Origin of the sequence: Micromonospora sp. CA-269861 (assembly GCF_050948505.1) — a bacterium.
Lineage (GTDB): Bacteria > Actinomycetota > Actinomycetes > Mycobacteriales > Micromonosporaceae > Micromonospora.
The window spans coordinates 161525-186483 of record NZ_CP192014.1 but is presented as its reverse complement, the minus strand read 5'-3'; the positions used below and the strand labels follow the sequence as shown (position 1 = coordinate 186483).

At 72.5% G+C, this 24959-nt stretch carries 23 protein-coding genes and 2 pseudogenes; 16 read left to right on the top strand and 9 right to left on the bottom strand.

The genetic code is table 11. The features are described 5' to 3' along the window. Nucleotides 1-2 precede the first annotated feature (2 nt). The 7 genes and pseudogenes from ACQP0U_RS00915 to ACQP0U_RS00885 all read left to right on the top strand — a co-directional run bounded on the left by ACQP0U_RS00915 (nucleotide 3) and on the right by ACQP0U_RS00885 (nucleotide 6970). Nucleotides 3-1352: a 3-oxoacyl-ACP reductase gene (locus ACQP0U_RS00915; RefSeq protein ID WP_433314924.1), complete on the top strand. Its 1350-nt coding sequence runs from the start codon at nucleotides 3-5 to the stop codon at nucleotides 1350-1352. Further along, nucleotides 1352-2218: a MaoC/PaaZ C-terminal domain-containing protein gene (locus tag ACQP0U_RS00910; RefSeq protein WP_433314922.1), complete on the top strand. Its 867-nt coding sequence runs from the start codon at nucleotides 1352-1354 to the stop codon at nucleotides 2216-2218. Before ACQP0U_RS00915 ends, ACQP0U_RS00910 begins: the two co-directional genes overlap by 1 nt. Nucleotides 2219-2339: 121 nt before the next feature. Further along, nucleotides 2340-3091, top strand: a pseudogene (locus ACQP0U_RS00905) (NUDIX hydrolase). Further along, nucleotides 3088-4056 (top strand): serine/threonine protein kinase, encoded by a 969-nt coding sequence (locus ACQP0U_RS00900; RefSeq protein WP_433314920.1) that lies wholly within the window; start codon nucleotides 3088-3090, stop codon nucleotides 4054-4056. The pseudogene ACQP0U_RS00905 and the gene ACQP0U_RS00900 overlap by 4 nt, the downstream one beginning before the upstream one ends. A 9-nt stretch (nucleotides 4057-4065) precedes the next feature. Continuing rightward, a complete protein-coding gene (locus ACQP0U_RS00895; protein ID WP_433314918.1) occupies nucleotides 4066-5025 on the top strand; it encodes a hypothetical protein in 960 nt (319 codons plus the stop codon). After that, the gene (locus tag ACQP0U_RS00890) at nucleotides 5022-6284 is read left to right on the top strand and encodes an adenylosuccinate synthetase (RefSeq protein ID WP_433314917.1); all 1263 of its coding nucleotides are present in this window, start codon (nucleotides 5022-5024) and stop codon (nucleotides 6282-6284) included. Before ACQP0U_RS00895 ends, ACQP0U_RS00890 begins: the two co-directional genes overlap by 4 nt. A 65-nt stretch (nucleotides 6285-6349) precedes the next feature. After that, complete coding sequence (locus ACQP0U_RS00885) at nucleotides 6350-6970, top strand: DedA family protein (RefSeq protein WP_433314915.1); 621 nt, start codon at nucleotides 6350-6352, stop codon at nucleotides 6968-6970. Nucleotides 6971-6986: 16 nt separating this feature from the next. On the opposite strand, the gene ACQP0U_RS00880 is transcribed toward ACQP0U_RS00885, so the two are convergent. Further along, the gene (locus tag ACQP0U_RS00880; protein ID WP_433314913.1) at nucleotides 6987-7628 is read right to left on the bottom strand and encodes a response regulator; all 642 of its coding nucleotides are present in this window, start codon (nucleotides 7626-7628) and stop codon (nucleotides 6987-6989) included. A gap of 90 nt (nucleotides 7629-7718) precedes the next feature. Further along, nucleotides 7719-8783: a sensor histidine kinase gene (locus ACQP0U_RS00875; protein ID WP_433314911.1), complete on the bottom strand. Its 1065-nt coding sequence runs from the start codon at nucleotides 8781-8783 to the stop codon at nucleotides 7719-7721. Between the two features lie 167 nt (nucleotides 8784-8950). Here ACQP0U_RS00875 and ACQP0U_RS00870 point away from each other — a divergent pair, with 167 nt between their 5' ends. Beyond that, complete coding sequence (locus ACQP0U_RS00870) at nucleotides 8951-9598, top strand: DedA family protein (RefSeq protein ID WP_433320520.1); 648 nt, start codon at nucleotides 8951-8953, stop codon at nucleotides 9596-9598. A gap of 2 nt (nucleotides 9599-9600) precedes the next feature. Here ACQP0U_RS00870 and ACQP0U_RS00865 read toward each other — a convergent pair whose 3' ends face one another. Next, a complete protein-coding gene (locus ACQP0U_RS00865; protein ID WP_433314909.1) occupies nucleotides 9601-10239 on the bottom strand; it encodes a TetR/AcrR family transcriptional regulator in 639 nt (212 codons plus the stop codon). A gap of 68 nt (nucleotides 10240-10307) precedes the next feature. Between ACQP0U_RS00865 and ACQP0U_RS00860 the strand changes: the two genes are divergently transcribed. From ACQP0U_RS00860 to ACQP0U_RS00850, 3 genes are all read left to right on the top strand, one after another. Beyond that, nucleotides 10308-10760: an SCP2 sterol-binding domain-containing protein gene (locus ACQP0U_RS00860; protein WP_433314908.1), complete on the top strand. Its 453-nt coding sequence runs from the start codon at nucleotides 10308-10310 to the stop codon at nucleotides 10758-10760. Nucleotide 10761: 1 nt separating this feature from the next. Beyond that, the gene (locus tag ACQP0U_RS00855; protein WP_196920507.1) at nucleotides 10762-11976 is read left to right on the top strand and encodes an acyl-CoA dehydrogenase family protein; all 1215 of its coding nucleotides are present in this window, start codon (nucleotides 10762-10764) and stop codon (nucleotides 11974-11976) included. Nucleotides 11977-12170: 194 nt separating this feature from the next. Next, nucleotides 12171-13733: an AMP-binding protein gene (locus ACQP0U_RS00850; protein ID WP_433314906.1), complete on the top strand. Its 1563-nt coding sequence runs from the start codon at nucleotides 12171-12173 to the stop codon at nucleotides 13731-13733. On the opposite strand, the gene purD is transcribed toward ACQP0U_RS00850, so the two are convergent. The 3 genes from purD to ACQP0U_RS00835 form a co-directional block, all read right to left on the bottom strand. Next, entirely contained in the window at nucleotides 13724-14989 is a 1266-nt protein-coding gene (purD, locus tag ACQP0U_RS00845; protein ID WP_433314904.1) for a phosphoribosylamine--glycine ligase, read from the bottom strand. The genes ACQP0U_RS00850 and purD overlap by 10 nt on opposite strands. An 84-nt stretch (nucleotides 14990-15073) precedes the next feature. Beyond that, on the bottom strand, nucleotides 15074-16009 hold the full coding sequence (locus ACQP0U_RS00840) for a hypothetical protein (protein WP_433314902.1): 936 nt from the start codon (nucleotides 16007-16009) through the stop codon (nucleotides 15074-15076). Nucleotides 16010-16162: 153 nt separating this feature from the next. Continuing rightward, a complete protein-coding gene (locus ACQP0U_RS00835; protein WP_433314900.1) occupies nucleotides 16163-17452 on the bottom strand; it encodes an adenylosuccinate synthase in 1290 nt (429 codons plus the stop codon). Between the two features lie 124 nt (nucleotides 17453-17576). Between ACQP0U_RS00835 and ACQP0U_RS00830 the strand changes: the two genes are divergently transcribed. From ACQP0U_RS00830 to ACQP0U_RS00820, 3 genes and pseudogenes are all read left to right on the top strand, one after another. Further along, nucleotides 17577-18650, top strand: a complete 1074-nt coding sequence (locus tag ACQP0U_RS00830) for a hypothetical protein (protein ID WP_433314898.1) — start codon at nucleotides 17577-17579, stop codon at nucleotides 18648-18650. 92 nt (nucleotides 18651-18742) lie between these two features. After that, nucleotides 18743-19378: a hypothetical protein gene (locus ACQP0U_RS00825; protein WP_433314896.1), complete on the top strand. Its 636-nt coding sequence runs from the start codon at nucleotides 18743-18745 to the stop codon at nucleotides 19376-19378. Between the two features lie 262 nt (nucleotides 19379-19640). After that, nucleotides 19641-21053 (top strand): annotated as a pseudogene (locus ACQP0U_RS00820) (MinD/ParA family ATP-binding protein); the annotation flags it as partial. Between the two features lie 45 nt (nucleotides 21054-21098). Here the strand turns inward: ACQP0U_RS00820 and ACQP0U_RS00815 are convergent. Then, the gene (locus tag ACQP0U_RS00815) at nucleotides 21099-21527 is read right to left on the bottom strand and encodes a DUF3151 domain-containing protein (RefSeq protein ID WP_091396135.1); all 429 of its coding nucleotides are present in this window, start codon (nucleotides 21525-21527) and stop codon (nucleotides 21099-21101) included. Between the two features lie 248 nt (nucleotides 21528-21775). On the opposite strand from ACQP0U_RS00815, the gene ACQP0U_RS00810 reads away from it, so the two are divergent. Further along, on the top strand, nucleotides 21776-22969 hold the full coding sequence (locus ACQP0U_RS00810) for an LOG family protein (protein WP_433314894.1): 1194 nt from the start codon (nucleotides 21776-21778) through the stop codon (nucleotides 22967-22969). Between the two features lie 50 nt (nucleotides 22970-23019). On the opposite strand, the gene fbaA is transcribed toward ACQP0U_RS00810, so the two are convergent. After that, nucleotides 23020-24045 (bottom strand): class II fructose-bisphosphate aldolase, encoded by a 1026-nt coding sequence (fbaA, locus tag ACQP0U_RS00805; RefSeq protein WP_433314892.1) that lies wholly within the window; start codon nucleotides 24043-24045, stop codon nucleotides 23020-23022. 136 nt (nucleotides 24046-24181) lie between these two features. After that, nucleotides 24182-24565: a phage holin family protein gene (locus ACQP0U_RS00800; RefSeq protein ID WP_433314890.1), complete on the bottom strand. Its 384-nt coding sequence runs from the start codon at nucleotides 24563-24565 to the stop codon at nucleotides 24182-24184. Between the two features lie 124 nt (nucleotides 24566-24689). On the opposite strand from ACQP0U_RS00800, the gene ACQP0U_RS00795 reads away from it, so the two are divergent. Continuing rightward, nucleotides 24690-24902: a hypothetical protein gene (locus ACQP0U_RS00795; RefSeq protein ID WP_433314889.1), complete on the top strand. Its 213-nt coding sequence runs from the start codon at nucleotides 24690-24692 to the stop codon at nucleotides 24900-24902. Nucleotides 24903-24959: the final 57 nt, after the last annotated feature.

Below are 24959 nucleotides of genomic sequence, written 5' to 3'. Positions count from 1 at the left end.
GCATGACCGACAGGTACGCGAGCTTCGTCCAATCGGCCGCCGGCCGCGCGCTGGTCAAGCGCCTCGGGCTGCCCGACCCGCCCCGACTGCGCCGGCACCACCCCGGCGACCCGCTGCTGCCCGGGCCGGCCCTGCTCGGCGCGGCCAGCGGCGGCCGGCTCACCGAGCCGGTCGCCAAGATCCTCACCGCCGCCGGGGTCGAGCTGGCCGACCCGGCCAGCGCCGACCCGCAGCGGTACGGGGCACTGCTCTTCGACGCCACCGGGATCACCGACTCGACCGAGCTGCGCCAGCTCTACGACTTCTTCCACCCGCAGGCTCGGGCCGTACTGCCCAGCGGCCGGGTGATCGTCCTGGGCACCCCGCCGCAGGAGTGCGCGACACCCCGCGAGGCGACCGCCCAGCGCGCCCTCGAAGGGCTGGTCCGCAGCATCGGCAAGGAGTTCGGCCGGGGCACCACAGCACAACTCGTGTACGTGACCCGCACCCAGAGCGACATTCGCACGAGTCTCGAATCGACCATCCGGTTCCTGCTGTCCGGCCGGTCCGCGTACGTGTCGGGGCAGGTCATCCGGGTCGGCGGCGGCGCGGCGAGCGCCCCGGCCGACTGGGACCGCCCGTTGGACGGGCAGGTCGTGCTCGTCACCGGCGCTGCGCGGGGCATCGGTGCGGCGCTGGCGACGGTGCTCGCCCGCGACGGCGCGCGGGTGGTGGCCCTGGACATCCCGGCCGCCGGCGACGCGCTCGCCGCGGTGGCGAACGACATCGGCGGCACCGCCGTCCAACTCGACCTGACCGCGCCGGACGCGCCGACCCGGCTCGCCGAGCACCTGGCCAGCCGGCACGGGCGGGTCGACGTGGTGGTGCACAACGCCGGCATCACCCGGGACAAGACGCTCGGCCGGATGGACGCCGACCGGTGGGACCAGGTCATCGACGTCAACCTGTCCAGCCAGGAACGGATCAACGACGTGCTGCTGGAGCGGGAGCTGATGCCGGCCGGTGGGCGGATCATCTCGGTCTCCTCCATCGCGGGGATCGCCGGCAACCGGGGGCAGACCAACTACGCCACCAGCAAGGCCGGCGTGATCGGGTTGGTCGACTCGCTCGCGCCGGCCCTGCGGGAACGGGGGATCAGCGTCAACGCGGTGGCCCCCGGCTTCATCGAGACCCGGCTGACCGCGCGCATCCCGCTGGTGGTCCGCGAGGCGGGCCGGCGGATGAACAGCCTGGCCCAGGGCGGGTTGCCGGTGGACGTGGCCGAGACGATCGGCTGGCTGGCCTGGCCGGCCAGCGGCGCGGTCAGCGGAAACGTGGTCCGGGTCTGCGGCCAGAGCCTGCTGGGGGCGTGATGGGCGCGAGGCCGGAGTCGGGCAGCCGTACCCCTGTCGAACTGTCCCGGATGCCGGCGGCCGGGGCGCTGCACCGGCGGGCGTTGCTCGGCGCGCTACCCGGCCTCGGCGGTGGGCGGCGCGGGCCCGACCTGCCGGCCGTCGAGTTGACAGTGCGCGGGGTGACAGTCGACCGGGCGCAGCTCGCCGACTACGACCGGGTCTGCGGGTTCCGCCTCAGCGATCGGCTGCCCGCGACGTTTCCGCACGTGATGGGCTTCCCGCTGGCCCTGCGCCTGATGACCGCTCCGGACTTCCCCATCCCGCTGATCGGCCTGGTGCACGTCGGCAACCGGATCACCACGCACCGCCCGATCACCGCCGACGAGACCCTCGACTTCACGACGTACGCGGAGAACCTGCGCCCACACGACAGGGGGCGGCAGGTGGACGTGGTGCTTGTCGGCTCGGTCGACGGGGAGGAGGTGTGGCGCGGCGTCTCGACGTACCTCGGTCGGGAACGCAAGCCCAGCGGGCGCGACCCAGGCGAACGTCAGGCAGCGCCGACGGCCACCGCCCGCTGGCGGGTGGAACCACGTGTCGGTACGGAGTACGCGCGGGTCTCCGGCGACCACAACCCGATCCACACCTCCCGACTCGGGGCGCGACTGTTCGGCTTCCGCCGGCCGATCGCGCACGGCATGTGGAGCAAGGCGCGCTGCCTGGCCGCGCTGGAGGCCCGGCTGCCGGACGCGTACACCGTCGAGGTCGCCTTCAAGCTGCCCGTGCCACTGCCGAGCACTGTGGGCTTCGCGCTCCTGCCGGACGGCGGGTTCACAGTGCACGACTCGCGCGGCCGACCGCACCTGGCGGGTCTCGTGCGCTGAGCGCACCTGGCAGGCCCCGTGCGCTGAGCGCGCAGCCGTGCGCTGAGTTGCCCTTGGCAGGCGTGCACTTCTGCGCTAAGTTGTTCTCACAGCGAGATGTTCTCAGAATGAGAGAGACGTGATGAACGAGCAGGAGTTCCTGGCCGCGTACGACCCCCGGGCCTACCCGTCGGTCGCCGTGACCGTCGACGTGGTGGCGCTGACCATCCGCGACGACGCGCTGCACCTGCTGCTGATCCGGCGCGGCGAGGCACCCTTCGCCGGGCACTGGGCGCTGCCCGGGGGCTTCGTCCGCCCCGACGAGGACCTGACCGCCGGGGCCCGACGTGAGCTGGCCGAGGAGACCGGGCTCGGCGGCGAGGCGCTGCGTCGCGTACACCTGGAGCAGTTGGGCAGCTATGGCGCTCCCGACCGTGACCCGCGCATGCGCGTCGTCTCGATCGCCCACCTCGCGTTCGCCCCCGACCTGCCGGACCCGGCCGCCGGCACCGACGCCGACGAGGCGATCTGGCTGCCGGTGACCGCGTTGACCAGCCGACAGCTCGCCTTCGACCACGGCCGGATCATCGACGACGCGTTGGAGCGGGCCCGATCCAAGCTGGAGTACACCCCGCTCGCCACGCGCTTCCTCACCGCCGAGTTCACCATCAGCGAGCTGCGCGCCGTCTACGAGACGGTCTGGGGGCACCCGCTGCACGCCGGCAACTTCCACCGCAAGGTGCTCTCCGTGCCCGGCTTCGTGGAGAGCACGGGCGCCAGCACCGAGCGCGGTGGTGCCCGGGGCGGCCCGCGAGCACGGCTCTACCGGGCCGGCGACGCCCGGCTGCTGCACCCGGCGCTGCTGCGCCCCCCCGCGAGGAGACGGTGCGGTGAGGGCCGCGGACGCCATCCGCCTGGTCGCGGCCGCCCGCACCGACGCCGACCTGTTCGGCGCCGACCAGCCGGCCCGCCGCTACCGCGAGCTGGTCGCGGCCCTGCACCCCGACCGCCTGCCGACCAACCCGGCGGTACGCGCCGAAGCCCTCGACGCGTTCATCCGCGTCACCACCCGGTGGCGGGCACGGCAGGTCACCGTCCTCGGCGACTACCGGCTCGGCGCGCCGGCCCACTCGGGTGACCTGGCTGATCTCTACGACGTCGGCGACGACCGGCTGCTCAAGCTCCCCCGACGGCCCACCGACAACGACCTGATGGCCCGCGAGGCGCACGCCCTGCGCACCATCGCCGAGCGCGGCGACCCGCGCTACCTGCCGTACGTACCCCGACTCGTCGACGAACTCCGGCACCGCGACGCCGTCACCGGCGCGGAACGACGGATCAACGTGCTCGCCACCGCGCCCAACCTGCACAACCTCGACGAGGTGCGGCGCGCGTACCCCGGCGGGCTGGACGCCCGGGACGTGGCCTGGATCTGGCGGCGACTGCTGGTGGTGCTCGGCCTGGCCCACCGGGCGGGCGTGGTGCACGGCGCGGTCCTGCCGCGACACGTGCTGATCGAGCCGGACGCCCACGGCGTGGTGCTTGTCGACTGGTGCTTCTCCGCGGCCGTCGGAAGCACGATCCCTGCGGTCGTGCCCGGCCACGGCTGGAACCCGGAGGAGGTCCTCAAGAGGCAGCCCTGCGGCCCGGGCACCGACATCGCGATGGCCAGCCACTGCATGAGCTGGCTGATGGGGCCGCGCGCACCTCGCGAGCTGCACACCTTCGCGCAGGGATGCCGGCAACGGTCCCTGGACGCCCGGCCCGACGACGCCTGGCGACTGCTGCGCGAACTCGACCAGGTGCTGGACCGCCTCTACGGGCCCCGCGCCTTCCGACCCTTCACCCTCACCCCGTAAGGAGCTGTCATGGGCAGTGGAATCTGGTCCACCGACGTGTACGACGCCGCCGACCGCTACCGCCGGTCGACCGGCAAGAGCGCCTTCTCCTACAGCGACAGCGGGGCGCGCACCGTGCACCCCGCGCTCGACCCCAGGGACGCGACCCGCGAGAGCCGCGACTCCGACGAGCACCCCCTGTCGACGCCCGTCGCGGTGCTCTTCGACGTGACCGGTTCGATGCGCACGGTGCCGCGGGTCCTGCAGACCAAGCTGCCGCAGCTGCTCGGGCTGCTGCAACGGCAGGGCTACGCCAGCGACCCGCAGATCATGTTCGGCGCCATCGGCGACGCCACCTGCGACCGCGTGCCGTTGCAGGTGGGCCAGTTCGAGTCGGACAACCGGATGGACGACGACCTGGGCCGGATCGTGCTGGAGGGCGGTGGCGGCGGGCAGATGAGCGAGTCGTACGAGCTGGCCATGTACTTCATGGCCCGGCACACGGTCACCGACAACTGGGAGAAGCGCGGCCGGCGCGGTTACCTGTTCATCATCGGCGACGAGCTGGCGTACCCGCGAGTGAAGGCCCGGGAGGTGGCCGGCCTGATCGGGGACGACCTCGCCGAGGACGTGCCACTGCGGCAGGTCGTCGACGAGGTGACCCGGCGCTGGGACACCTACTACCTGCTCCCCGCCGGCAGCCACTACGCCGGCAGCGCGATTGTGCTCGACTTCTGGCGGGACCTGCTGGGGCAGAACGCCGTCCTGCTCGATGACCTCGACGCGGTCTGCGAGACCATCGCGCTCACCATCGGCCTCGGCGAACAGGCCATCGACCTGGACGAGGGCCTGCGCGACCTGGACCGCGCCGGCTCCGGCGCCACCGGCACCGTGTCGAAGGCGCTGGCCCGTCTCGGCCGGGAGCGGCGGGCCGAGGTGTCGACGCTGCCTGCCTTCACCGACACCGCCGGCGGGGTGACCCGGCTGTGAGGCACGTGGCGGTGGTCGACCTCGGCTACGGCGACGCCGGCAAGGGCACGGTGGTGGACTGGCTCTGCGCCACCCGTCCGGTGCACACGGTGGTCCGCTTCAACGGGGGCGCGCAGGCGGCGCACAACGTCGTGCTGCGCGACGGGCGGCACCACACGTTCGCGCAGTTCGGCGCCGGGACGTTCCATCCCGGTGTCGGTACGCACCTGTCCCGGCACGTGGTGGTGGACCCGTTGGCGCTGGCCGCCGAGGCCGACCACCTCGCCACAGTCGGGGTGCCCGACGCGCTCGACCGGCTGACCGTCGACGGGGACGCGCTGCTCGCCACCCCGTACCACCGGGCCGCCAACCGGGCCCGGGAGATCGCCCGGGGAGCCGACCGGCACGGCTCCTGCGGGCTGGGGGTGGGCGAGGCCGTCGCGTACGGTCTCGCCCACCCGGACGACGCGCCCCGGGTCGCCGACTGCCACCACCCGGCGCTGCTGCGCCGGAGGCTGACCACAGTGCGGGACCGGCTGACCGCCGAGCTGGGCCCGCTGGACGCGCCACCGATCGAGGACTGCCTGCCCGCGTTCACCGGGTTCGCCGTACGGGTCGCCATCGTCGACGGCAGTTGGCTCGCCGGGGCGCTGCGCACCGGGACCTGCGTCTTCGAGGGCGCGCAGGGGGTGCTGCTCGACGAGTGGCACGGCTTCCACCCGTACACCACCTGGAGCACCACCACGTTCGCCAACGTGGACGGCCTGCTCGCCGAGGCGGGCCGGGCCGGCGACGTGACCCGGATCGGGGTGCTCCGGCTGGTCACCACCAGGCACGGGCCCGGCCCGCTGGTGACCGAGGACCCGGGCCTGCCGTTCACCGACCCGCACAACCCGACGAACCCGTGGCAGGGCCGGTTCCGGTTCGGCCACTTCGACGCGGTCGCCCACCGGTACGCCCTCGCCGCGGCCGGCGGTGTCGACGGCCTGGCCCTCACCCACCTCGACCTGGCCGGCTCTGGCCTGCGGATCTGCCGCCGCTACGACACCACCGACCGGCTCACCCCCGGCCCGCCCGGCGACCTCGGCCGGCAGGCCGCGCTCACCGCCCGCCTGCTGCGCTCCCGCCCGGTGTACGACGAACCGCCGACGGACTGGGCCGAGGCGGTACGCACGGAGCTGGGCACACCTGTGGTGCTGACCTCGCACGGCCCCACCGCCGACGACAAGACCCCGTACGGCCCGCTGCTCGCCCCACCGGCCCTGGTCCACGCCGACTGACAACTGCCCTGGGGGGATCCGGCGACTCGCCCACCGGGTAGGTCGCGCCCGGCAAGCATGGGGACATGGACGCGCTGCTCGACCTCCTCCGTGGGACGGTCACGTCGCCGTGGGTCTACCTGGTGATCTTCGGGCTCACCGCGGTCGACGCGTTCTTCCCCGCGGTGCCGGGCGAGGCGGCGGTGATCACCGCGGGGGTGCTCTCGGCGAGCGGCGGGCACCCCAGCCTCACCCTGGTGATCGTGAGCGCCGCCGTCGGCGCGCTGGTCGGCGACCACATCTCGTACGCCATCGGTCGAGGCGGCGGCGCGCACCGGCTGGCCCGGCTGCCCGACGGCAGCCGGCGACGGGCCAGCTCCGAGTGGGCCCGACGGGCGGTGGACCGGCGCGGCGGGATGATCCTGACCACCTCCCGGTACGTGCCCGGTGGCCGGACGGCCGTCACCCTCACCATGGGCGCGGTGGGCTATCCCCGCCGGTCATTCCTGCTGTACGACAGCATCGCGGCTGTCACCTGGGCGTTGTACTGCGGGCTGCTCGGCTTCTTCGGCGGGCTGGCCTTCGAACGTGACCCGGTGAAGGGCGTGCTCGTCGGTGTGGGGCTCTCGGTGGTCGTCACGTTCGGGCTGGAGGGGATCCGGTGGCTGCGCCGCCGGTTGCGCGGCCACGCCTCCTCCCGGCACTGAGCGGAATCCGGCCACCTCACAGCAGGTCGGCGTCGTGCACGAGGATGGCCAACTGCACCCGGTTGCCCGCGTGGAGCTTCGCCAGCGCCCTGCTGACGTGCGCCTTGACGGTGGCCTCGCTCATCGTCAGCCGCCGGGCGATCTCCGCGTTGCCGTGCCCGCGCGCCACCTCCCGGACGATCGCCAACTCCCGCCCGGTCAACGGTGCGAGCCGCTCACGAGCCGCGTCCCGGCGGGCCGGACCACGCTCGGCGAACGAGCTGATCAGGCGCCGGGTCACCGTCGGGGCGAGCATGGCGTTCCCGGCGGCCACCGTACGAACGGCGGCGGCCAACTCGCGGGGCGGGGTGTCCTTGAGCAGGAAGCCGACCGCGCCGGCCCGCAGCGCCCGGTGCACGTACTCGTCGAGGTCGAAGGTGGTCAACATGATCACCTTCGGGCCGGCGGCGACCACCTCGGGCGCGACTGTCAGCCCGTCGACGCCCGGCATCCGCACGTCGAGCAGCACCACGTCGGGGCGTAACCGCTGAGCCTGCTCCAACGCGTCGGCGGCGTTCGCCGCCTCACCGACGACAGTGATGTCCTCCGCCGCCTCGAGGATCAGCCGCAGCCCGGCACGGACCAGCTGCTCGTCGTCGACCACCACCACCCGGATCACGCCGTACCCGCCAGCGGGATCAGGGCCCGGACCAGGAAGCCGCCGTCCACCGGAGTCGCCTCCAACCGGCCGCCGAGCAACTCCACCCGCTCACGCAGCCCGAGCAGCCCCTGCCCCGCGCCGGGCAGGGCCGACCCGCCCTCGGACGGGCCGTTGCGGACCAGCACCTCCAACCCGTCGGGCAGATAGCGCAGGCAGACGGTCGTCTCGGCGTCGGACGCGTGCTTGCGCACGTTCGTCAGCGCCTCCCGGACCACCCGGTACGCGGTACGCGGTACGCCCCAGGGTCGCCGGTAGTGCCGTCGGCACGCCCTCGTCCTGCCGGGACACCCGCAGCCCGGCGGCACGGGACTCCCCGATCAACTCGTCCAACGTGTCGAGCCCGCGCTCCGGCGTGACCGCCGGGCCGGCCTGGCGCAGCACGCCCAGCACCTCACGCAGGTCGGTGAGCGCCTGCCGGCCGGTCGTCCGGATCAGCGCGGCGGCCTCGACGGTCGCCGGGTCCGCGGCTGTCACCTCCAGCGCCCCGGCATGCACCACCATCAGCGAGACCCGGTGCGCCACCACGTCGTGCATCTCCCGGGCGATCCGGGTCCGTTCCTCGGCGCGGACCCGGTCGGCGCGGGCCTCCTGCTCACGCTCCAGCCGCTCGGCCCGGTCCCGCAGGGCGGCGAGCGTGTCCTGACGGGCCCGCACCCAGAGGCCGAAGACCAGTGGGAGCCCGACCAGACAGGCGGCGAGCAGCAGCACGTTGCCGGTGGTGGCGGTGGTGATCCGGCGTACGCCACCCACCGCCAGCCCGACCAGCACCCCACCGGTCAGCACCACTGCCGCCCCGGCGAGGTAGCCGGCGAGTTGACGACCGCGCAGCCGCAGACCCGCCTGGTACGAGGCCAGCACCCCGGCGGCCGCCGCGGCGAGCACCAACCAGCCGACCGCCGCGGCCAGGAACAACGGCCAGCGACGGCTCCGGATCATGCCGGCCGCCCACGCCGAGCCCAGCGCGATCAGCAGCACTACCGCGCCCGGCAACGGCGAGCGGACCCCGATGTCGCCTGCCGCGCTGGCCCAGACAGCCGCGGCGACCAGGACGGCGAGCAGCTGCGGGGCGTACCGATGGACGACCCGCCGGAGGGCGACGGCGCTGGAGGCCACGCAGCGAGCCTAGGCCTCGGCTGACGCATCGACCCGCTCCACGACGTCGTACCCGGGTGAGGTGGGGGATGACCCCGACCCGCTGTCCGGGCCGGACGCTACCTAAGTAGTGCCGCCCACCTGACCACTGGCCGATGGCAGGAGCCGCCGCCCGCACGAGCATCAGGATCATGGATCTGCTCGACCTGCTGCACGACACGATGTCCTCACCCTGGGTGTACCTGGCGATCTTCGCAATCGCGGTGCTCGACGGCTTCTTCCCGGTGGTGCCGAGCGAGACGGCGGTGATCACCGCAGGGGTGTTCGCGGCCTCCGGAGCGCCGTACCTGCCGGCGGTGATCCTGGTCGCCGCCGCCGGGGCGCTTGTCGGGGACCACATCTCGTACGCCATCGGGCGGGGTGGTGGCACGCGGCTGCTCGACCGGCTGCCGCCCGACGGTCGACGCCGGGCCGCCATCGACCGGGCCCGTCGGGGGATCGCCACCCGGGGCGGTCTGATCCTCACCGTGGCCCGCTACGTTCCGGGCGGCCGGACCGCTGTCACCCTCACCATGGGTGCGGTGCGCTACCCCCGGCGACGGTTCCTGGCCTTCGACGCGCTCGCCGCCAGCTCGTGGGGGCTCTACTCGGCGCTCGTCGGCTACGTCGGCGGTCTGGCCTTCGAGCAGGACCCGCTGCGTGGTCTCCTGCTCGGTCTGGGCCTCGCCCTGACGGTGACGGTGGTCGTCGAGGTGGTCCGCTGGCTCCGCAACCGCGGCCGGTCAGCCCAGCCGACGGTGACGGCCGAGCCGGTGGGCCGGACGTCGGTCAGGTGATGTCAGTCGGTCGGCGGACGCCAGGTGACGCCGTGCAGGAGTTGGGCGGCACCGAGCCAGGCCACGTTCATCATCCGGGTCGCCGTCTTCTCCGGGTCGGCGTCCGGGTGGTCCGCGAGCCAGTCAGCCAGCGACTCGGTCGCGCCGACCAGGGCGTACGCGACGACCTCCAGGTCGAGGGCGGCGATCTCGCGGCCCTCGGCGCGCAGCGCGTGGTCGAGCATCCCGGCGACCACCTCGACCAACCGGGCCCGCATGGTGGCCAACTCGCCGGCGAACGGCTGCTCGCCCCGGGCCTGCCGGTAGAGCACCGCCCAGCCGTCCCGGTGGGCCCCCACGAAGCCGAAGAACGCCTTCAGCCCGCGCCAGAGCCGCTCGTCGGCCGGCAGGTCGGGGGCCGCCGCACCGGCGATGGCCTGCATCATCCGGGTGCCCTCCCGGTGCAGGCAGGCGACGAACAGCTCCTCCTTGGTGCCGAGGTACGCGTACACCATCGGCTTGGAGATGCCGGCGTCCTCCGCGATCTCGTCCATGCTGGCGGCGTGGAAGCCGCGCCGGGAGAAGACCTTGACGGCCGCGTCGAGCATCTGCTGCTCGCGGACGGCTCGTGGCAGGCGCTTGAAGGCGGGGACGCTGGACACCTTGCGAGCATACCTACTCGTGCGTAGGGTTACGCGCGAGTAGCCAAATCTTCCGGAAGGCGCACCTGATGACTGACTTCGACCCGGCCACCTTCGCCAACGTCGGCCCCAAGGAGTTCGCCCAGCTGGTCAAGTCCACCCCGGACGACAAGATCGCCCAGGTGATGTCCGGTGACCTGCGCGGCAAGGTGCTGAGCGAGGTGTTCGGCCGGATGCCGTCGCTGTTCCGCGCGGACCGGGCCGGCTCCACCAACGCGGTCATCCACTGGGTCATCACCGGTCGCCCCGACGGCGGCAGCGACACCTACGAGGTGGTCATCGCCGACGGCACCTGCGTCGTGAACGAGACCCCGCAGCACGACCCGAAGCTGAGCCTGACCATGGGCCCTGTCGAGTTCCTGAAGATCGTCTCCGGTGGCGCCAACCCGGTGATGATGTTCATGACCGGCAAGTTGAAGGCGAAGGGCGACCTCGGCCTCGCCGCCAACATCGCCAACCTGTTCGACATCCCCAAGGCCTGACATGGCTGAGTTCTCGCTCGACCTGAACGAGGAACAGCGGGATCTACGCGACTGGGTGCACGGCTTCGCCGCCGAGGTCGTGCGCCCGGCCGCCGCCGAGTGGGACGAGCGCGAGGACACCCCGTGGCCGGTGATCCAGGAAGCCGCCAAGGTCGGCCTCTACGGCTTCGAGTTCCTCGCCACCTGCTGGGCCGACCCGACCGGGCTCTCCCTGCCGATCGCCAGCGAGGAACTCTTCTGGGGTGACGCCGGCATCGGCCTGAGCATCTTCGGCACCTCACTCGCCGTCGCCGCCATCTACGGCGCCGGCACCCCGGACCAGATGGTCGAGTGGGTGCCGCAGTGCTTCGGCGACGTCGACTCGCCGGCCGTCGCCGCCTTCTGCACGAGCGAGCCGGAAGCCGGCTCCGACGTCGGCGCGATGCGCACCCGGGCCGTCTACGACGAGGCCACCGACGAGTGGGTGCTCACCGGTCAGAAGGCGTACGCCACGAACGGCGGGATCGCCGGCGTGCACGTGGTCACCGCCTCCGTCGACCCCACGCTCGGCTCCCGGGGTCAGGCGGCGTTCGTCGTACCGCCGGGCACCCCCGGCCTGGCCGCCACCCGCAAGCTGCGCAAACTCGGCCTCCGCGCGTCCCACACCGCCGACGTCTTCCTCGACGGGGTACGCGTACCCGGCCGCTGCCTGCTCGGCGGACGGGACGCCCTGCTGGAACGCCTGGACCGGGCCCGCTCCGGCCAGCGGGCCACCGGGCAGGCCGCCATGCGCACCTTCGAGCTGTCCCGGCCCACGGTCGGCGCCCAGGCGCTCGGCGTGGCCCGGGCCGCCTACGAGTACGCGCTGGACTACGCGAAGGACCGGGTCCAGTTCGGACGTCCGATCATCGAGAACCAGGCTGTCGCGTTCGCGCTGGCCGACATGCGGATGGAGATCGACGCGGCGCGGCTACTGGTCTGGCGGGCCTCGTGGATGGGCCGCAACAACCGCCCGTTCACCGCCGGCGAGGGGTCGATGTCCAAGCTCAAGGCCGGCGAGGTGGCGGTGTCGGTCACCGAGAAGGCGGTGCAACTGCTCGGCGGGGCCGGCTTCCTGCGTGACCACCCGGTCGAGCGCTGGTACCGGGACGCCAAGATCTACACCATCTTCGAGGGCACCTCGGAGATCCAACGACTGGTGATCTCCCGGGCCATCTCCGGCATGCAGATCCGCTGACCGCCGCCGGCCCGGCCCCACTGTGCGGGTCGGGCCGACGGCGGTCCGGATTCCACGATCTGTGCCGTCTTCGTCACCCCGCGCCGACGCCAACTGGGCCTTCAGCCGCGCCCAGTGCATGATCAAGGAAAGAAGCCCTGATGGACGGGCAGACCGCTGCCCCGTCCGCGCACCGCCCCTAGGAGGTCTGCGGCATGGACCTGCCGTTCATGGTCGCCACGCTGACCCGTCGCGGACTACTCACCCCCGGCAGCCCGGTCCGGGTCGTCTCGCAGCTCAACGCGTTGCGGACGTGGGGGTGGAGCCTGGCAGGCGAGCTACGCCAGGCAGCCGCCCGGGACCCGGGCCGCCCCGCCGTCATCGACGAGAACGGCGTCGAGCTGACCTACCACGACCTGCTCGACCGGGCCGAACGGATGGCCCGCTCGATGCGGGCCGGGCTCGGCGTACAGGCCGGCGACCGGATCGGCGTGCTCTGCCGCAACCACCACGGGCTGATCGAGACGATCGTCGCCGCCACCCTGCTCGGCGTCGACGCGGTGCTTGTCAACACCGGGCTCAGCGCCGCCCAGTTGGGCACCGTCGCCGAGGAGCAGCGGCTGCGGCTCCTGGTGCACGACGACGAGTTCGCCGAGCGGGTCCTCGGCCTCCCCGCCGAACTGCCCCGGCTCGACGAACGTGCCCGCGAGGAACTGGTGGCCGGGGCACTGCCGGGTGACCTGCACCCGCCGGAGCGCGACGGCCGGATCATCGTGCTCACCTCCGGCACCACAGGTACGCCCAAGGGCGCTCGCCGGCCGACGCCCGGCGGCTTCGGCCCGTTGGTCTCCATCATCGACCGCATCCCCCTGCACGCCCGGGACCGGGTGATGATCGCCGCGCCGATCTTCCACACCTGGGGACTCGCCGCCCTCCAGGTCTGCCTGGCGCTACGGGCCACCATCGTGCTGCACCGTCGCTTCGACCCGACCGCCACGCTCGCCGCCCTGACCGCGCACCGGTGCGACGCGCTCTTCGCCGTACCGGTGATGCTGCAACGGCTGCTGGAGGTGCCCCCGCCGGACCCGCGCCCACCGCTCACCGTCGTCGCGGTCAGCGGCTCCGCCCTGCCCGGCGGGCTGGCCCCGAAGTTCATGGACGTCTACGGGGACGTGCTCTACAACCTCTACGGGTCGACCGAGGTCTCCTGGGCCTCCATCGCCGGCCCACCGGACCTGCGTGAGGCGCCCACCACCGCTGGTCGTCCACCACACGGCACCCGGCTGGAGCTGCTCGACGACGACGGCCAACCCGTACCGGACGGACGGGTCGGGCGGATCTTCGTCGGCAACGAGATGCTCTTCGAGGGCTACACCTCCGGCGCCAGCCGGGAAACCCACGACGGCCTGCTCGACACCGGCGACCTCGGCCGGCTCAACGCCGACGGGCTGCTCTTCGTCGACGGCCGGGCCGACGACATGATCGTCTCCGGCGGGGAGAACGTCTTCCCGTCCGAGGTGGAGGACCTGCTCGCGCAACTGCCGCAGGTCCGCGAGGCGGCCGTGATCGGCGTGCCCGACCCCGAGTACGGCCAGCGCCTGTCCGCGTTCCTCGCCCTGCACCCCGGCGAGACACTCGACCCCGAGGCGGTACGCGAATACGTCAGGCACTTCCTGGCCCGCTTCAGCGTCCCCCGGGACGTGATCTTCGTGAAGTACCTGCCCCGCAACGCCACAGGCAAGGTGCTCGCCCGCGAACTCCGCCGCTACTACGGCTGAGTTGCCGCCCCGGGGATCGTGATCCGGCCGTCGATAGCGGCGGCGGCGATGTCGGTGCGGTGCTGCGAGCCGGCCAGCTCCACCCCGTCCACCAGCACGTACGCGGCGTCCCGCGCGGCGGCCAGGTCGGAGCCGGTCGCCGTACCGCAGAGGACCCGGCCGCCGGCGGAGAGCAACGCGCCGTCGCCGGCCCGGCGGGCGGTGCCCGCGTGGATGATGCCCGGACGGTCCGCACCGGTGATCACGTCGCCGGTGCGCGGCGCGGCCGGGTAACCCGGCGAGGCAAGCACCACGGTCACGGCGCTGCCGTCCCGCCAGCGCAGCGGCGGGTGCTCGGCCAACGTGCCGGTGGCCGCCGCGTGCAGGAGCCCGCCCAGCGGGGTCTCCAGCAGCGCGAGCACCACCTGGGTCTCCGGGTCACCGAAGCGCGCGTTGAACTCGATCACCCGAGGGCCGGCCGCCGTAATCGCCAGGCCGACGTAGAGCAGGCCGGCGAACGGGGTACCCCGGCGACGCATCTCCGCGAGCGTCGGGTGGACCACATCGCGCATCACGTCGTCGACCAGGCCGGGCGGGGCCCAGGCCAGCGGCGCGTACGCCCCCATGCCCCCGGTGTTCGGCCCGGTGTCGCCGTCGCCCAGCCGCTTGAAGTCCTGTGCCGGCAACAGCGGCAGCGCCGCCTCACCGTCGGTGACCACGAAGAGGCTGACCTCCGGGCCGTCGAGGAACTCCTCGACCACGACACGACCACACTCGCTGGCGTGCGCCAACGCGGCAGCCCGGTCGTCGGTCACCACCACACCCTTGCCGGCGGCGAGCCCGTCGTCCTTCACCACGTACGGCGCGCCGAACTCGTCAAGCGCCCTAGCGGTGCTCTCCTCGTCCGTGCAGACGTACGCCCGGGCGGTCGGCACACCGGCGGCGGTCATCACGTCCTTGGCGAACGCCTTCGAGCCCTCCAACTGCGCGGCCGCGCCGGACGGACCGAACACGGCGATGCCCTTGGCGCGTACCGCATCGGCGACCCCGGCGACCAACGGCGCCTCGGGCCCGACCACCACCAGGTCGGCGGCCGTCTCCACGGCCAACGCCGCCACCGCTGCCGGATCTGTCGGAGTCACCGTCCGCAGCTCAGCCACGCCAGCGATACCCGGATTACCGGGAGCGGCGACGAGCGCGGAAACGCCCGGATCCTGAACCAGCCCGAGCGCGAGCGCATGCTCCCGCCCACCCCCACCCACCAAAAGAACCCGCACAACCCGGCATCCTACTGTCCCTCGTTACCCTTCCGTTGATCATGAGGTTGACGAGTCGCCTGGTGATCCACTGGCCCGTCAACCTCATGATCGACGGGAGTGAAGGGCTGCGATTGCTTCGCGGACCGTGTGGGGGATGTAGGTGGGGTGGAGGGTGTCCTGCCAGGTGAAGCGGAGGATGCTCCAGCCGGCGTTGACCAGGCGGTTCTGGCGACGACGGTCGGCGTAGGCAGCTTCCGGGGTGCCGTGCGCGTCTCGGCCGTCCGCTTCGGCAATCAGCCTTGGGCCACGCCAGCCCAGGTCGCCGATGCCGAGCAGATAGCCGTCATCGTCACGCACCTCCAACTGCAGAGTGTCCGGCGGAACCCCTCCGTCAACGCATCGCAGCCGACAGCGTGTCTCCAACGGCGACTGCGCCCGGCCATCCGCCTCAGCAAGGTAACCGCGCGCTGCGACCGCACCGCGTCGACCTCGAATCAGCGCCGGGATGGTTGCTAGGCATTCGGGCGTGAGTAGCCCTCGATTGAGGGCGGAGTCGAGCACCGAGACCGCCGCGTACCGGCGCTCCCGCAGGATGATTTCGGAGACGGTCAGCCGTGGCTCGGTCGCTGCGATTCCGTCCACCTGCACCACCGCGCCCGGATGGCGCTCGAGCTGGTGCAGCACGATCGCAGGATCCGACACCCGCGCCAGCTTTGCCGCCCTGCCCGGCAGCGCCACATGGATCTCGTCCCGACGCGGCAGTCCGGCAATGCCGTACAACTCAGCAGCGGTGCCATACACCGCATGAGCCTCCAGGCCCAGGGAGAGCACGGCGGCGCGAATGCGACACCGACGAGCAGGTGGTTCACCGTCCGGGCCGCGCGTCAGATAAACCGCTCGCGCAAGTGGCCGCCAACGGCCGACGGCCACCAAATGATCGATGTCGTGCCGACTGAAGCCGGCTCTCAGCGCCTGCGCTCGGGTGATCAGCTCATCCTGCACGGCAGCAATCAAGCAAACGATCTCTTTGCGGTCCACAAAGCCCAAGCTGACCGCTCAACCGACCGATCGCCAGCCCTGTGGATAACCCTGTGGACAATCGTGCCCACCATGTCAGTGATCATGGGGTTAACGGGACCCTTGTAGATCGAATACCCCGTCAACCCCATGATCACCGGGGCGAAGGGGCTGTTAGGGGAGGAGGGGGTGGAGGTGGACGTTTTCTTCTCGGCCTGGGCCTACGCCTACGACGCTGACCCTCGTGTTGCAGAGTTCCTCGACCCTCGCGATGTAGCGGCGGGCGTTCTCCGGGAGGTCGTCGATGGTGCGGGCCTTGGTGATGTCCTCCCACCAGCCGTCGAGTTCCTCGAAGACGGGCTTGGCGTGGTGGAAGTCCGTCTGGCTCATCGGCATGTCGTCGACCCGGACGCCGTTGATCTCGTAGCCGACGCAGATCGGCACCTTGGCCAGGCCGGTGAGCACGTCCAGCTTGGTGATGACCAGGTCGGTGACACCGTTGAGGCGGCAGGCGTACCTGGCGACGACCGCGTCGAACCACCCGCACCGGCGTTCCCGCCCGGTGGTGGTGCCGTACTCCGCGCCGATCTTGCGCAGGTGGTCACCGTTGGCGTCGAACAGCTCGGTCGGGAACGGCCCGGCACCGACCCGGGTGGTGTACGCCTTGCTCACCGCGATGACCTTGTTGATCGCGGTCGGCGGGATGCCGGCGCCCACGCAGGCGCCACCGGCGGTCGGGTTGGACGAGGTCACGAAGGGGTAGGTGCCGTGGTCCATGTCGAGCATGGTGGCCTGGGCGCCCTCCAGCAGCACCGTCTCGCCCCGGTCCAGGGCGTCCCAGAGCATCGCCCGGGTCTCCGCGATGTACGGCTTGAGCCGCTCCGCGTACTCCAGGTACTCCTCGACGGTTGCCTCGAGGTCGATCGCCTTGCGGTTGTAGACCTTGAACAGGATCTGGTTCTTCTCGCGCAGCGCGAGTTCCAGCTTCTTGCGCAGGATGCCCGGGTCGAGCAGGTCCTGGAGCCGGATGCCGATCCGGGCGACCTTGTCCCCGTAGGCCGGGCCGATGCCGCGGCCGGTGGTGCCGATCCGGGATGAGCCGAGGTAGCGCTCGATGACCCGGTCCAGCGCCCGGTGGTGCGGCATGATCAGGTGCGCGTCACCGGAGATCCGCAGCCGGGACACGTCGACGCCGCGCTCGGCCAGGCCGTCGATCTCGGCGAGCAGCACCTTCGGGTCGACCACCACACCGTTGCCGATGATGATCATCGCGCTCGGCGAGAGCGCGCCGGACGGCATGAGGTGCAGCGCGTACTTCTGGCCGTCCGGGGTGATCACCGTGTGTCCGGCGTTGTTGCCGCCGGAGTAGCGCACGACGTAGTCGACCCGCTCACCCAGCAGGTCGGTAACCTTGCCCTTGCCCTCGTCGCCCCACTGAGCGCCGATGAGCACGATCGCTGGCATCTTTTCCGCCTCCAGAAGGCTCGGGTGCCAGGTGGCGACCGCTCGGCGAGCCCGGGGTGTCAGGTTAACAAGTAGTGACGGCGTGGCCGGCAGGGGTCGCGTCGAGAGGCAGGAGGCTCCTTCCGTGTACGACGTGGTGCTGCTCACCCTCGGTTCGGAGCGGGACGCTCCCGGGGGCTGTGGCAGCGGCGGGGCCTGCTGCGGCGGGGCGACCGGGGCCGACACCGCCCCGACGAGCCAGTCCGACACCGGCCAGGCCAGCGCAGGCCGAGCCAGCAGCAGCCAGACCGACACCGGCCAGGCCGACACCGAGCAGTGCGCGACGGAACGGCCACGAGTGCCGGTGCTGGCCTGCGCCGACGCGCTGAACGCCCGGGGCGCCCGGGTGGAGACGGTCACCGCCCGTTCCGACGCGGAGATCGACGCGGTGCTGGCCCGACTGGACGGCCCGGCCCGCCCGGACGGCCTCACCTGGCCGGACCCGGACAGCAAGACCCGGCTGGTCGTCGCCACGGCCAGCGACGGGCAGTTGCGCGCCGTGCTGCGCCGGCTGGTCAAGCGGTACGCCCCGGCGCCGAGCAAGCGCCCGGCCGACCTGCCCGGCGACCGGACTCTGCCCGACCTGCCGCCGGTGGCCGTACTCCCGCTCGATCCGGCCCGTGGCGGCACCCACCGGGACCTGGTCGCGCAGCTCGGGTTGCCCCGTGACCCGGCGGCGGTGGCCGCCGCGGTGCTGGACGGCACCCCGCGCCGGCTGGACCTGCTGCGTAACGACGGCGGCTCGGTGACCCTGGACGGCGCGCTCCTCGGCGCCGCCGACGACGCCGGCCGGCCGCTGCACTGGCGCGCCCGGGTGGAGGTCGACGACACCATCCTCACCGACGGTGCCGAACCGTTGCTGGCCTGCGCGGTCGGCAACGCCGGCGGGTACGCGACGCTCAATGACGTGACGCTGCTGACCGCGCCGGACCCGGCCGACGGCCAGGTCGAGGTCGCGGTGGCCGTGCCGGTGGTCGTCCGCTCGGCGTGGGGGCGCAAGCGGGTACGCCTCGAAGTTCGGCGGGCCCGTGGGCGGGCGGTGTCGGTGCTGCCCAGGGAGGGCAGGGTGCCGTACCTCGACGATGGTGTCGAGGGCGAGCTGACCCGCAAGCGTTCCTGGTGGATCGAGCCGGGTGCCTGGGCGGTCTGGTCGATCTGACCTCGACCGCATCGACGGGCCGACCTGCCTGCACCGATCGGCCCTGGTGGGCGAATGGGCCTATCCTCGCAGGAGGACTGGGGAGGGCCGTAATGGACGAGAACGCCGACCGGGCGCAGGTGCCCGGCCAGCAGCCGGTGCCGGAGCGGGACGTCGAACCACTCTGGCCGCCGGATCCGGGCGACCGGGGGGCGGTGCCGCCCTGGGCTGCGGTCGCCGAGCAGCGGGGTGGGCCGTCGTCGGTAGCGCCGCCGGTCACGCCCCCGGTGGCCGCGCCGCCGATCGGGCGACCGCCGGTTCCCGGCCAGCCCGGCGCTGCGGCCCAGTCGCCGCCCTCGCCGTCGGACTATCCGTCGCTCACCGGCGCCGTTCCACCCCCGGGGGTGGGCCCCCAGCGGCCCGTCCGGCACCGGGTCGGGTTGGGCGCCGGCGCGGCCGAGTTGGCCACCACCGACCGACCCGGCCGCCGCGTCACCGCCGCCCGCTCCGCCAGCGACAGGTGCCCAGCCGACGCCTCCGGCAGCGGGCCCAGGCAGCAACGGCGGGCCGACTGGCGTCACCTTCCCCGCTGCCGCTGCGACACCAGACGTCGCCTCCGCGCCGAGGGACGTCCGACCCGCCGCGGGCGACGCGGCCGGTGCGGCACCCGGCGCGGCCAGCAGGGCCGGCGGAGCGACGCAGCCCGGCGACCAGGGTCCGACAGCGCCGATCACCCCGGGCGGCGTTGACCTGGACCTGCCGTTCACCCTGGATCGCCCCACCGCTGCCACCGACCGGCCCACCGGGGCCGCAGCCACCGACCGGCCCACCCCCGCCGTCACCGCGTCCGCCGCCAGCCCGAGCGCCTCCGACAGCCCGACGGCCGCCGGCCCGGCTCCGGCAGACTCCTCAGCCGCCGGCCCTGCAGCGGCCGGACCGGCACCGCAGGCTGGCGGACCGGCACCGCAAGCTCCTGGACCGGCACCGCAGGCTGGTGGGCCCGATGAGGACGGGTCCGCCGACGGGCCGGCGCGGCCGATTGCCGAGTCGCCGTGGGCATATCCACCGCAACGCCCCGCTGGAGCGGTCGCGCCGAATCCGGCCGAGGCCAGCGCGACGCCCCCGATTCCGCCGCCTCCCGTCGTCCCGCACGTCGGCCCCGCACAGGCACACCCCGGGCAGCCCTTCACTCCTGCCATTCCCGGGCAGGCCGGCCCGGCGCCGATTCCGCCGCCGCCCGACCTGACGCAGTTCGGCAATCCGCCGCCCGGCCCTCCCGCACCGCAGCAGGCTCCTCCGCAGGCCGGGCCGGCGACTCCGCCGCCTGGGCCGTTCCCGCCCTCGCCGGGCTGGTACCCACCGCCCTGGCAGCAGGGCTCGCCCGGCGGCACGCCTGGGCAGCCGTACCAGGAGGCCGACGGGGTGACCCGGGTGCCGGCACCCGCGTACCCGGATGCGACCGCGTACCCGGACGCGAGCTGGACACCTGAGGAAACCGCCGCGCCGACCGCCGAGGACTTCGCCCGACGCCGCCAGGTCCGGCCCGCCGACCCGGTGGCGACAATGGGTGTACGCGCGGTGGTCAACAAGATGGGCCTGCTCCGGCTCTCTCCTGGGCGGCACGAGCAGGAGCTCAAGCGGGACATCGAGATGGTGCGCCGCAACTTCGGTGGTCTGCGGCAGGTGACAGTTGTCAACCCGAAGGGCGGCGCCGGCAAGACGGTGGCCATCCTGCTGCTCGCGATGACGTTCGGTCAGAAGCGCGGCGGCTACGTGCTGGCCTGGGACAACAACGAGACCCAGGGCACCCTCGGGATGCGCGCCCAACAGGACTTCCACTCCCGCACGGTGCGGGACATGCTGCGTGACCTCGGGCAGTTCCAGGGCGCGCACGGGCGGGTCGGCGACCTGTCGCAGTACGTCCGCTCGCAGGGCGAGGGGATGTTCGACGTCCTGGCCTCGGACGAGTCGGCCACCGGCGGCGAGATGTTGACAGCCGCCGCGTTCGCCGAGATCCGTGAGGTGGTCAGCCGGTTCTACAAGTTGATCTTCGTGGACACCGGGAACAACGTCCGGGCGCAGAACTGGCAGGCGTCGATGGACGCCACCGACCAGTTGGTGGTCACCATGTCGGCCCGTAACGACTCCGCCGAGACGGCCGCCCGGATGCTCGACCACCTGGAGCAGAGCGGCCGGCAACGGCTGGTCCGTCAGGCCGTGACGGTGGTCTCGATGCCGCCGTCCCGCAAGGAGATCGACCTGCCGGCCATCCAGGAGCACTTCGCGGCCCGCACCCGGGCTGTGCTGCTGGCCCCGTACGAGCGGCTCATCGACAGTGGCGAGCCGATCCGGTACGGCGGGCTCTCCTCGGCCACCAGGGACGCCTGGCTGAAGATCGCCGCCGCGGTCGCCGAAGGGTTGTAACCCGCCGACGGCCGGCCCGGTGTCGGGCCGGCCGCCGGGGCGGGGTCAGTTGCTCGCGAGCGCGTCCGCCGCTTCCGGGTCGCAGTCGCGCAGGAACTGGGCACAGCGGGCCGCCTCGTCGGCCTCGCCGATCTCGTCAGCAGCGCGGGACAGCACGTACAGGCAGCGGAGGAAGCCCCGGTTGGGCTCGTGTGACCACGGCACCGGGCCGTGGCCCTTCCAACCACTGCGGCGCAGCTGGTCGAGGCCCCGGTGGTAGCCGGTGCGGGCGTACGCGTACGCCGTCACCACCTGGCCCTGCGCGAACGCCCGCGCCGCGAGCTCCGCCCAGGCCGCGCTGTAGGTCGGGAAGCCGGCCGCCACGTTGGCGTACGCCTCATCGGTGCCGGCCTCGTCGGCGGCGGCCAGGGCGGCGTCGGCCTCGTCGTTCACGGGCAGGCGGGTGGCCGGTGGCTCTGGCAAAAGGTTCTGCATCGCCCCATTCAACCCGCTGGACAGGGCGACACGCGAGCGGGTCGGCCGACGTGTTCCGCTGAACGGCTGAGGAGTTGGTCACGCCTGCGGCCTATGCCGCTGCCTGGTGTTTTCCACTACAACTAATGGTCCGGAGCCTCCCCAGGAACCGGTAATGCAGGAGCCCGGTGGCCACGACCACCGGGCTCCTGTCGGTTCCACCCCGGCCCGAGGTTTGACCGGCCCCGGCGCAGGGGCAGGATGGCCCGGTGCCGACCCCACCTCCCGCGGACGTCATCGAGCCGCACCTGCACGCCGGTGAGATCCAGACCCGGGCCGAGTTCGATCAGCAGTTGGCCGCCGGTCGGCTGACCGGGCTGACCGTGCAGGGCCTGCGGCTCGACCTCGCGCCGGTGCCCGACCTGACCGGCGTCGACGTCGCCGGCACCCTCTTCGTCGGTTGCCGGTTCGCGTCCCGGGACGTCGGCGCCGACCTGGTCCGGCGGGGCGCGAACGTGGTGCCGCCGTTCTCGGGGTTGCCGTACCCGACCCAGCCGACGCACCTCTACACCCCTGACGACCTGGCCGCCGGGTTCGTCGAGGGCGGGTTCACCGGGATGTACGACACCCGGGTGTACGACCACTACCGAGCGCACGGCGGCGCGCTGCCGGACGTCAAGGAGGCGCTGGGTCAGCGGCTGCACGACCACGGCGTGGACAACGCGCTGGCCGACGCCACCCGGGTCTGGCTGGCCGCGTACGGGCCGCAGTCGGTGGTGGGCATCATGGGCGGTCACGCGGTGCGGCGGGGCAGTCCCGCGTACCGGATGGCGGCAGTGCTGGGTTGGGAGCTGGCGCGGGCCGACCGGCTGGTGGTGACCGGCGGCGGCCCCGGGGTGATGGAGGCCGCGAACCTCGGCGCCTACCTGGCGGACCGGCCGGCGCCCGATGTGACGGCGGCGATCGACCTGCTGGCCACCGCCCCCGACTTCACCGACCACCACCGGTACACGGCCGCGGCGCTGACGGTCCGGCAGCGGTACGCGGGGGTGCCCCGGCAGCGTGGCGACGACCTGGGCTGGGCGCGTGGGGGTGGTCTGGCCATCCCGACCTGGCTGTACGGGCACGAGCCGGCGAACCTGTTCGCCGGGCGGATCGCGAAGTACTTCTCGAACGCGATCCGGGAGGACACCATCCTGCGGCTCGCCCGGGGTGGCATCGTCTTCGCGCCGGGGCGGGCGGGCACGGTGCAGGAGGTGTTCCAGGCGGCCACCAAGACCTACTACGGCACCGACGGCGCGAGCGGGGCGTACATCTTCCTGGACCGCGCCTACTGGACGCGGGAGCTGCCGGTGGAGGCGCTGTTGCGCCCGCTGCTGGCGGCGTCCCCGTTCGGTGACCTGTCGTCGACGATCCACCTGACCGACGACGTTCGGGAGGCCGTACGCCTGCTGACGACCTGACGACGACGGCCGGCCCCCCGTGCGGGGAGCCGGCCGTCGGTGGGACGTCGTTACTTGGTCATCGTGGTGCCGGTCGAGCGCAGGTGCTCGCAGGCCTCGACGACGCGGGCGGCCAGGCCGGCCTCGGCGGCCTTGCCCCAGGCACGCGGGTCGTACTGCTTCTTGTTGCCGACCTCGCCGTCGATCTTCAGCACGCCGTCGTAGTTGCGCAGCATGTGGTCGGCGACGGGGCGGGTGAAGGCGTACTGGGTGTCGGTGTCGATGTTCATCTTCACCACGCCGTAGTCCAGAGCCTCGCGGATCTCGCTCAGCAGGGAGCCCGAGCCGCCGTGGAAGACCAGGCTGAGCGGCTTGTCCTTGCCGTACTTGGCGCCGACCGCCTCCTGGATCTGGTTGAGGATCTCCGGACGCAGCTTGACGTTGCCCGGCTTGTAGACGCCGTGCACGTTGCCGAAGGTCAGCGCCGCCATGTAGCGGCCCTTCTCGCCGAGGCCGAGCGCGTCGACCATGGCCAGGCCGTCATCGGTGGTGGTGTAGAGCTTGTCGTTGATGGCGTTCTCGACGCCGTCCTCCTCGCCACCGACGACACCGACCTCGATCTCAAGGACGATCTTGGCCTTGGCGGCCTCGTCGAGCAGCTGCGCGGCGATCTGCAGGTTCTCCGCGACCGGCACGGCCGAGCCGTCCCACATGTGCGACTGGTACAGCGGCTCCTCGCCGCGCTTCACCCGCTCCTGCGAGATGCCCATCAGCGGACGGACGAACTTGTCCAGCTTGTCCTTCGGGCAGTGGTCGGTGTGCAGGGCGATGTTGACCGAGTACTTCTTGGCCACCTCGTGCGCGTACGCGGCGAACGCCACCGCGCCGGTGACCATGTCCTTGATCGACGGGCCGGAGAGGTATTCGGCGCCACCGGTGGAGACCTGGATGATGCCGTCGCTCTCCGCGTCGGCGAAGCCCTTGAGCGCCGCGTTCAGCGTCTGGGAGGAAGTCACGTTGATCGCGGGGTACGCGTACCGGCCAGCCTTGGCGCGGTCCAGCATCTCCGCATAAGCCTCGGGGGAAGCGATGGGCATGTGATGCGCTCCTTACTTACCACTCTCGGCCGTGCTGGCCGCTGTTCTTCATTTGTGCGCCGGACCGCGCTGTCCTCCGCCCGGAAGTATCCCGCAGGTGAGGTGCGCCGGAACAACCGACCCGGGTGCTAGCCGTTCACCGGCGGTCCAGGTTGTCCGGCACGATGACGCTGATCAACCAGGTCACCACTGTCATCACGATGGCTCCCCAGAACGCCGGCCAGAACCCGTCCACCTGGAACGGCAGGTCGAGCCCGCGGGCGATCCGGTCGGTAAGCAGGAACAACAACGCGTTGACCACCAGCGCGAACAGCCCCAGGGTCAGTAGGTAGAACACGCAGCCGACGACCCGGATCACCGGCTTGAGCACCGCGTTGATCACGCCGAAGATCAGCGCCACCACGATCAGGGTGAGGACCGTGTTGCCACCCGAGCGGCCGTGCACATTCACCCCGGGCACGATCAGCGTGGTTATCCACAACGCGACAGCGGTGATCGCCAGTCTGATGAGGAAGCCCACGGCACCATCCTGGCACCGGCTCGCGTCGCCGAGGGCTGATTCCGCCCACTCCGCTTCCGGGCGGTGCGCCCGCCCAGCCCGTACGGTGGGTGGGAACCGTGCCCCGAGACCCCCGGGAGGGACGATGGGTCAGCCCGCTGAGGACTTCACCCCCGGCGACCACCTCGCGCCCAACGAACGCGACCCCGAGGCCGACCCGGCGGACGCGGTCGAGCAGGCCACCGTCGCCGGCCCCGTCGACGTCGACAGTGAGCCGCACCGTGGCCTGGAGGTCGACGACTGGGACGCGATGGAGCAGGCCCGGGTGGTCACCGGGGACGAGGACGACTACCGCTGACCCCGCCGCAGGGTCGGCTGCCCGTTGCGACAGAGGTGTCCAGCCGTTCGGGTCGTT